Origin of the sequence: Mesotoga infera (assembly GCA_011045915.1) — a bacterium.
Lineage (GTDB): Bacteria > Thermotogota > Thermotogae > Petrotogales > Kosmotogaceae > Mesotoga > Mesotoga infera_D.
The window spans coordinates 1-8819 of record DSBT01000232.1; the positions used below are offsets into that span (position 1 = coordinate 1).

The 8819-nt window shown below is 49.0% G+C and carries 9 protein-coding genes; all 9 read right to left on the reverse strand.

The window, feature by feature from the left end; all coding sequences use genetic code 11:
- Positions 1-360: isoleucine--tRNA ligase (locus ENN47_08005; GenBank protein ID HDP78111.1), on the reverse strand; the 360-nt coding region annotated here is incomplete at its 3' end.
- 364 nt (positions 361-724) lie between these two features.
- A complete protein-coding gene (locus ENN47_08010) occupies positions 725-3139 on the reverse strand; it encodes a xanthine dehydrogenase family protein molybdopterin-binding subunit (protein HDP78112.1) in 2415 nt (804 codons plus the stop codon).
- Positions 3126-3629: a (2Fe-2S)-binding protein gene (locus ENN47_08015; protein HDP78113.1), complete on the reverse strand. Its 504-nt coding sequence runs from the start codon at positions 3627-3629 to the stop codon at positions 3126-3128. The genes ENN47_08010 and ENN47_08015 overlap by 14 nt, the downstream gene beginning before the upstream one ends.
- Positions 3626-4501, reverse strand: a complete 876-nt coding sequence (locus ENN47_08020; protein ID HDP78114.1) for a xanthine dehydrogenase family protein subunit M — start codon at positions 4499-4501, stop codon at positions 3626-3628. Before ENN47_08020 ends, ENN47_08015 begins: the two co-directional genes overlap by 4 nt.
- A gap of 27 nt (positions 4502-4528) precedes the next feature.
- On the reverse strand, positions 4529-5320 hold the full coding sequence (locus ENN47_08025; GenBank protein ID HDP78115.1) for a cyclase family protein: 792 nt from the start codon (positions 5318-5320) through the stop codon (positions 4529-4531).
- Positions 5321-5332: 12 nt separating this feature from the next.
- Positions 5333-6595, reverse strand: coding sequence for a DUF1116 domain-containing protein (locus ENN47_08030; protein ID HDP78116.1), 1263 nt, complete (start codon positions 6593-6595; stop codon positions 5333-5335).
- Entirely contained in the window at positions 6579-6758 is a 180-nt protein-coding gene (locus ENN47_08035) for a hypothetical protein (GenBank protein ID HDP78117.1), read from the reverse strand. The genes ENN47_08030 and ENN47_08035 overlap by 17 nt, the downstream gene beginning before the upstream one ends.
- Positions 6759-6760: 2 nt before the next feature.
- Entirely contained in the window at positions 6761-8293 is a 1533-nt protein-coding gene (gene fdrA, locus ENN47_08040) for an acyl-CoA synthetase FdrA (protein HDP78118.1), read from the reverse strand.
- A gap of 80 nt (positions 8294-8373) precedes the next feature.
- The coding region (locus tag ENN47_08045; protein ID HDP78119.1) for a DUF2877 domain-containing protein at positions 8374-8819 on the reverse strand (446 nt) is incomplete at its 5' end.

The window sequence follows — 8819 nt, forward strand, 5'->3', positions numbered from 1 at the left end:
CTCATTGAATTTTTCTATGCCAAAGTCTTCTATCTCCTGCTTCGAGGAGAAGCCAAGCTGCTTTTCAACTTCGATTTCTACGGGAAGACCGTGGGTATCCCAGCCGGCCTTTCGCCTAACCTGGTATCCCTGCATCGTCTTGAAACGGCACACGGCATCCTTCAGTGTTCTTGAGATTACGTGATGAATTCCGGGCATCCCGTTAGCCGTTGGAGGTCCCTCGAAAAACACGAACTCGGGGCTTCCTTCCCTTTCTGTCACACTTCTAGTCGCAAGATCGTCTTCTCGCCAATAGGAGAGTACTTCTTCTTCTCTCTCGGCTGCAGGACGTTTAAGGTCTACTTCTTCAAACCTTGGCATACTTCGTCTCCTCCTGTCTTGAAGTATTCATCAAACAAGTTGATTCAATTATGAACGTTTCTGTCAATATTTGTTTTAAGAACAAAATAACATGAAGAGTATGTGTGAAGAGAATGGACAAGCAACCTGTCCCTGAAAAGCCTTTTACTCTGTAATCCCCGGCTCTGAATTCGAATTAAGCATAGACTTCTTCTCCTTCTCGAAGCTTCTCTTTCTCTTATAGATAATATAATACAATACATTTCAGACTTGTCAAGCAAATCATTTGATGCATGTGACCAGAAAGGCACCCGCATTTCCACGGATGCCTTCGATCATTCCGACTCTACCAAGAAATCAGGGCACAGGAGAAATAGATCTAGTCTCACCACTCCTTCTTTGCGTGCTCATATGCCAGATCCAGAGCATAGGGCCATTCCCAGAAATCAGTCTCGCCCTTCTCTTTTGCCTTCAGGGCTTTGTAAACCCTCTCTCTGCTTAACGGATAGCTGTGAATCCTCATTCCCGTCGCTCTGAACAGCGCATTGTTTGTTGCAGGAGCGGGAGCGATCATCGAATGCTCGCCCACACCGCGATTGCCGTATGGAGAGATCTCTTCCGGGGTCTCTTCCCAGAAAGCGTCGATCTCGCCGGGAGCATCCTTTATTGTGGCGATCTTGTAGTCCGTGAAGTCCGGAGTCAGCAATCTGCCATGTTCGTCGTACGTCATGCCTTCCATCAGGCAGGCCGAGAGACCCTGAACCGTTCCTCCTTCAATCTGACCTTTGATGTTTATCGGAGTGATGGCTTTACCGACATCGTAACCCGCACAGACTCTGTTTATAATGATCCTCCCAGTCGCCGGATCGACTTCCATGTCTATTCCCACTGCGCCAAGAGTGAAGTGAGCTACACTCTTGGGAGACTGCCCGGTGTCCGGATCGGGATAGATCAAATCAGGCGGTGTAAATGAGCCGCTTCCTATTATCGGGCCGCCTTTCAGAATTCCGTCTGGCATTTTGAAGCCGTTCTGAACTCTTTCGTCAATCCTTTCGCTCTTGCCAAGTTTGTGACACTTGACTACTCCGTACTCTATGCTTATGCTTTCGACTGGTGTCTGCCAGTATTCGGCAAACAGCGCAAGGAGTTTCTCTCTCAGCTCGCTGGCCGCTCTTTTCACGGCCATCCCCATTGACCAGCAGGATCTGCTGGCGACTGTCTGCCAATCGTATGGATGGCTCTGAGTGTCAGGATAATAGACTTTGATCCAGTCGTATGGAATACCGAGCTCTTCGGACACGATTTGTGCAAAAGCACTGTATGTTCCCTGACCCATGTCCATCGTTGCTGCTAGAACTTCGACTGTTCCATCTCCGTTGAGCTTGACGATTGCAGAGGACGAGGCGTCGGCGGGCGTTGCAGGAGCCTTGATAGCCAGAGCTATTCCCTTTCCCCTTTTCCAGCCCTTTCTGGTAGGCGGCTCCTCTTTGAGAACATCTATCTTCCTGGCCACCTTGTCGATTATCTTGTCAAGGGCATGATCGTGCATGGGCATTCCGGTGCATGTTGTCTGCCCTTTCATGAGAAGGTTTTTCTTTCTGAACTCTACCGGATCGATCTTCAGTTTATGAGCAACGATATCTACTACGACTTCAAGAGCGCTCATGAGTTCCGGGAGCCCGAAGCCCCTGTAAGCTCCTCCAAAGGGTTTGTTCGTATATACTGCATAGCAGTCGGCCCAGACATTTGGAATGTTGTATGCTCCCATTGAAGTATATCCTGCGCTCCTGACCGGATTGGCTCCATACTCCGCCGAGATTCCCGTATCGAACCAGAAAGTATTGCGGATTCCTTGCATAAATCCATCTTTATCAACGGCAAGCTCGATTCGGGCAACAAATCCCTGGCGGACCCACGAACTCAAGAGGACTTCTTCTCTTGGAATGAACAATTTCACTGGCCTTCCTTTGAGATCTTCATCCATTGCAGCGGCAAGGCACAGGGCCTCGACTGTCATTCCAGCCTTTCCACCAAAACCTCCACCAATAGGCGGAGCGATCACCCTGATCTTATGCAGAGGATAGTTTATGCCTTTGGCGATAATATCTCTCACAGTGAAGGCCGACTGGGCGCTTGTCCAGATAGTAATCTCTCCGGACCCGGGGTCCTGTTTACATATCGCGCAGAAAGTCTCGATGAAACCATGAGCGATTTGAGGGCAGGTTATCGTCTCTTCAAAGACATGCGCGGCTTTTTTGAAGGCCGCTTCGGTATTTCCCTTTCTTATTCTGAACCAGTTGGCAATATTGGTGTTCGGCTGAGGAGTAATGAAATCTACGTGCTCGTATTTATGAAGATCGGGGTGAACAAGCACCGAGTTCGTGGTCGCCGCCTTGACGGGATCGAAGACTGGCTCAAGCTCTTTATATGTCACCTTCACCTTCTTCACTGCTTCTTTCGCGTCCTCTTCAGTTTCTGCAACGACAAGCGCAACGGGTTCCCCGACGTATCTTGTTCTGCCGATTGCCATAGGGGTTCTATCCTTAAGATAAAGTCCAAAATGATGTGGAAAGTCTTCGCCGACAATGACCTTAACGACCTTAGGCATCTTCAAAGCCTCTGAGTAATCGATGTCGATAATCTCGCCATGAGCCACAGACGAACGAACAACAGCTGCGTGAAGCAGTTCTGGACCGAATCGGAGATCGTCTGCAAATTGTAGTGTGCCTTCTGCCTTTTGGAGATCGTACTTTCTGGGTAGCCACTTCCCAATTCCCGTCTTTGTCTTAATCGTCTTCACGCAGTTCACCTCCTTTTGCCTTTCCGGAGAGAATATCGGCGCTTTTCTTCACTGCCCTTATTATTGACAGGTAACCTGTGCATCTGCAAATGTTTCCCGAAAGGGCTTCCCTGATCTCCTCCTCTTCCGGCGATGGGTTTTTCAATAGCAGGGCGTAAGTTGTCATCACCATCCCGGGTGTGCAGTAACCGCACTGAATTGCCCCTTCATCGATGAAGGCCTGCTGAATTGGATGGAGTCTCCCTTTCTTCACAAGCCCCTCCACTGTAAGGATCTCTGTCCCTTCGGCTTCTCGCGCCAGTATCAGGCATGACTTCTGAGGAAGTCCATTCATGATTACGGTGCACGCTCCGCACTCGCCCTCTTCACAACCTCTCTTCAGGCTCGTAACCCCGTATTCTCTCAGCGCGGTAAGAAGAGTCGTTCTATCTTCAACTACCAGAGTGGTTTTTCGACCGTTGATCCTTAGTGTTACGTATTTGTCTTTCATCCGGGACCACCTTCTTCCACTGGACCTCTGAGACAAATCGATATTGCTCTTCTTGTAAGTTCTCTTATCATATCAATCCTGTATTCTCTCGAAGCTCTCACATCGGTAATGGGATTGACCGCCTCCGAAGCAAGCCTTGCAGCGTTTTCGATAATACTGCCGTCGATGACACTGGAAGAGTTTAGCAGCTTCTCGGCTTCAACTGCTCTCAGTGGTCTGGGCGAGACGGCACAGAAAGCGATTCTGAACTCCCGGATGTCTCCCTTAAAAAGAGCGCAGCATACAGCTGCCTGGGCTATATCGAGAGCCTCTCTCCTTATTGCCTTAAGGTAGCAACCGCTTGTATCTACAAATGGAATCGCAATTCTTATACCCGTTACGATCTCCTCTTGCCTTAGGGAAGTCATCTTTGGTCCGGTTATGAAATCGGAGATCGGAACTTTCCTTCCTCCGTTCGAGCCGACGATTTCGACCTTAGCGTCATAACACATCAGAGGTGCTATCATGTCGCCGGAAGGAACTGCGGCACAGATATTGCCCACCACAGTAGCGCGGTTTCTGACCAAAGGATCGGAATGCGCTTTGCAGGCCTGTACCAGGGCCGGAAAGTATCGGTTAACTGCACTGTCCTCGATAATCTGATTCAGCGTTACTAGCGCTCTTATCTCTATGTTGTCCTCGTTTATCACTATTCCTTTTAGCCCGTCGATCGAAGTCAGATCTACCAAATATTCTGGCTCCTTAAGCGACTTGTGCAGCCAGACAATGACATCCGTGCCGCCGCTCTTGAGAATAGCTTTCTCTCCATGGTTTTTCAGAATTTTCAAAGCTTCCGAAATCGAGCGCGGTCTTTCAAGAACGAAATCACGCATCAGTTATCGCCACTCTTTCAAATGTATTTATTCCTCTTCATCGAAAGCCACAATCCTGCTTATACAGGACTCTCCCCCAACGAATCTCCATGGGAAACAGCCAATGACCATCCTCTTGTTCAATATCTTGTCGATCTCTCCACCAACATTCTCGGCGTGTATAATGTCGTACGGGAAGAGAAGCACGTGCATCAGCTGGTAGTCCTCGTCAGGGAAGATCTCCTGGAGAGATTTTCCATACTTCTTCTGCAGGTATTGATCGCACTCTTTTGCCTGAACAGGCATCCAGTCGCGAATCCTCGTATTCATTGGATGGTCTGCTGAGCCGCAGTCGACTCCGATCCACTTTATCTTCTTCCTCTTGCACCACTCGGCAAATTCTCTGGTCGGCCCCGGATGCTTGATCATGTATCTTACTTCGTCTGCTTCCGGCTGATCAAAGGCATATTTGTGATATCCTGTGTTGATGATAAGAATATCTCCTTCCTTGACCTCAACCCTATCTTCAATGTCCTTTGATGTGTAGATTCCATAATCCTCCGCAATGTCTGAAAGATCCACGATGACTCCCGGAGCCACGAGCTCATTCAGAGGTATGCTTGCGATGTCTCTTCCGTGAGTACAAAAGTGGAGAGAACCATCCAGATGGGTTCCGACATGGTTGGAGTGAGTCAATAACTGTCCGTTCGCTCCATTTGGGGCCAGCCTCTTGAAGAATTTTATTTGCAGAGGCTCGTAGGTTGGCCACGGCGGCGTGAGATGGCTGATCGGTTGAGATAGCTCATAGATCCTGATCTTGTCCCAGTTCTTAGGTACCATAGTTTACCTCCTTTATTTAGAATATTCCTCGGCGAAGGCTTCTGCCGCCTTCACAAATGCTTCAGACGGCATCCTTACTATTCCCGCACCAACCTGTCCTTTACCGGCCTCTCGATGAGCCGCACCCGTATCCAGGATCGGTGTGATTCCGGTCTCGACAACTTTGATAAGATCTATACCGGTCGGCGTTCCCCGGAAATTGAGGGAAGGGATTGTAAAATGCTTGTTCTCTCCAACACAGATTTCATACATCTCTTTTGTATAATTAAGTGCGTCTTGTGGAGTGCCGCCAACAAACTGGACGATCGCAGGGGCCGCAGCCAGGGCAAAACCCCCAACTCCGTAAGTCTCCATTATTGCGCTGTCTCCAATGTCACGATTAACGTCTTCCCTTGTGAATCCAGGGAAGAGCAGAACATCCGGAAGAGCGGCCTGACATGTGAACCATCTCTTCTTCAGACCGGCGACTTGAATTCCGAAATCCGTCCCATTTCGCGCCATTACTGTCAGCATACTGGAGCCCTCAACATAGCCGACACTGTCCAGCGAGACTTTCGCCGCAGCCATTCCCGGATTAAGAAAAAAATGATCGTTGCCGGCCATGAACCTGACTACTCTCGAAAGATCGGGATTATCGCTCTCCGCATCTATAAGTGAAGGTACGAGAGTTCGAATTAGAAGAGATGTAGCCGCCCTGTTGCGATTGTGAAGCTCGTCTCCCATGTGAAGAGATTGGGAAATGAGGCTCTTCAAACTGAGCCCGCCGTTGTCTGCAACGTATCTTCTTACTCCGTTTTTGAGCACGGGATAGAGCACTTCGCGCATCCAGTGAAGTCTTTCGATGACCTCGTCGCTGAAGGCGCCCATGCGCAAGACTTTTCCAAGTCCTTCGTTTAACGTTGCATAGCTCTTCTTCCCGGTGTTCTTCTCTTCAATAATCCACACTGGCAGATTGGGAGATACTATACCTGCCATCGGACCAACCGCGTTGTGGTGGTGACAGGGATCGAACGAGATATTGCCTTCTGCGAAGGCTTTGGCTTTCTCAGGAGTATCTGCCCAGCCTTCATAAAGGATCGCGCCAGTTACGGCCCCGACTATTGGCCCCGACATTCTCTCCCAGGCTATGGGAGGTCCAGCATGAAGTATCATCTTATCTCCAAACCCCGGTACAACGTCTCTTGCAAGACCTAGATCAACGATCTGTGGTTCGGCTTTCAAAAGCCTTTCTAATGCAACTGAATTTGCCTGTTCAATATTATTCAACGTCATCACCTCTCAGCCTTTTCAATTTCTCCATCATCGAAGTCTTCACCAGAGGAGGCCTCCAGTTGACTTGTGCTGCAGGAACCTCTTGATCGAGAAGATCAAGGTAGAATTTGTCCATTCCAAGATTCACAACTCTCGGGCCGTCTTCCAGTAATTCTTTGAAGGACATCGTCAACGCTCCCTTCTTGAAAGGATGTTAGCAGCAAGAATCGCGGCCCTCGCGTTGCTTTCGCAGACTATCACGCCTACACTTTCCAGCAGGGACCGCTGCTTTTCAATGTCTTGAGGGTCTCTATCTGTTCCGCACACATAAGCTACATAAACCGGCTTTATGTCTCTCTTGACAGATCTAATCGCCTCTGCCAAATCCGAAGTAGGGTTCTCAGCGCTACCATATCCTAAAACGACATCGAATAGTATGACTGCTACGGAAGAATCCTCCGACTGTTCCTTCAGCTGTTCGGCTCTAAACGAAGGATCTATCATTGGATGCAGTCTGCCCTGGGTGAACTCGTCCTCGCCATAATCTATGAAGGAATGTCCAACTGGTTTCAGGCTGTTCTCTAGCTTAAGATCCTTTCTTAAAGGAGCATTTCCATAGATTGGATTTATGTATGACTGAGCAATATACTGAGCTTCATAACAAAGAGTCCCACCGGTAAAAAGGCCTCGGAGATATCTCCCGTGCAATTCTCCGGCAGAAGTCTTTCCAGATACTTTTGCATACTCAGCCCTGAGCTTTTCTCTAGCAAGAGTCACGTCCCCGCCCTCATTAAGAGCCTCCGCAACTACGGCGCACTCCTCGAGTTGGGAAGTGTAATGAAGAGTTTCTTCGTCTTTTTGCGCCGCGTCTCCCATGAAGCAGATCACACTCTTCTTGCCTGCTTCTCTTAGAGCTTCCAGTATCTTCCTCCTTATCTCAGGAGCAGGTGGTTTTCCGATAGCAACAATGATCGAGATTTCCGAATCCTCAGCGAGTTCCTTTATGGCCCTGAGAAAGGATATCCCTCCCACGGAACTCTTGACGTCTCTTCCACCTGTCCCTACTGCGTGTTTCACGCCCAAATTCCGTCTGCTGAGCTGAACCATGACTTCCTGAAGGCCGGTGCCCGAAGCCGCTACAATTCCTATCGAACCGGTTGGACATACGTTCGAGAAGCCAAGCCCTTTTCCCTTTATGACCGCTGTGCCACAGTCGGGACCCATAACGATAAGATCGTTCTTCTCTGCGAATCGCTTGAGTTCAACCTCGTCTTCAATTGGAACGTTGTCGGAATAAAGCATTACATTCAGGCCTCTCTTTAATGCCTTCATCGCTTCAGCCGCTGCGTATCTGCCGGGAAGAGATATCAGCGCAAGATTCGCTTCCGGCAACACGGTTAGAGCTCCTGACAGAGTGGACGGCGAGTACTCTGCGTCTTTCTCTTCCTTTCTCCAGGGAGGGCGAGCAAGATAAGAACGAGCTGTTTCAAAGAGATTTTCAGTTCCTTCGCCTTCAAAGTCAATTCCAATAAGAAGATCATCGGGCGAAAGGGAATCGGTTTCTACTTCGAAGCCGGCCTCCCTCATGATACTCACATTTGCTTCCGTCGCCATATTCAGAGCTGCATCGCCTACTCCCTCAATCTTCTTGAGCTCCTTCGCAACCAGCATTAGTGTAACGCTGTCATAGTACTCACCTTTCACAACCTCTATTCTCTTCATTGGAACCTCCATCAGAAAACTTCACAGCTAGAGTAGTCTCAAATCGTAAGATTACTTCAAACAGTCTTTCTGTATCAAACCTAATAGATTCCACTCTGTTCAAGACCGCACGCTAATCCTGCAAGCCAGGCCTTTCCCGACAAATGGCCCCAGTCAACGATTCTTCCTGTCTTCTCGAGGACCCTGGCGACATCATCTTCTGCAAGTGCACTGGCCAGCTCAATCCCCCTCTTCCAAAACTTCCCGTCGAGAGCATCTCTTATCATCTCGGATGAGAACCATTCTGTCTTTCTGCCAAGCGTATTGCGATCAATTCCCAATTCACTGTTATCCTTGCCGGTGAGTCTGAAAGCCATGACCAGGCCGACAATAAGGTCGTCGCCGGCCGGAGTTGAACCGGGACCTAAACCGATCATTTTTTCGGGCCTATCGATTTCATTTAGCAGATTAGCGAATTCTTCTTCTTCCAGGAATTCGAGCCATTCCAGCCACAAATCCTTCCATTTGCCCTTTGGAGAACCTGGAA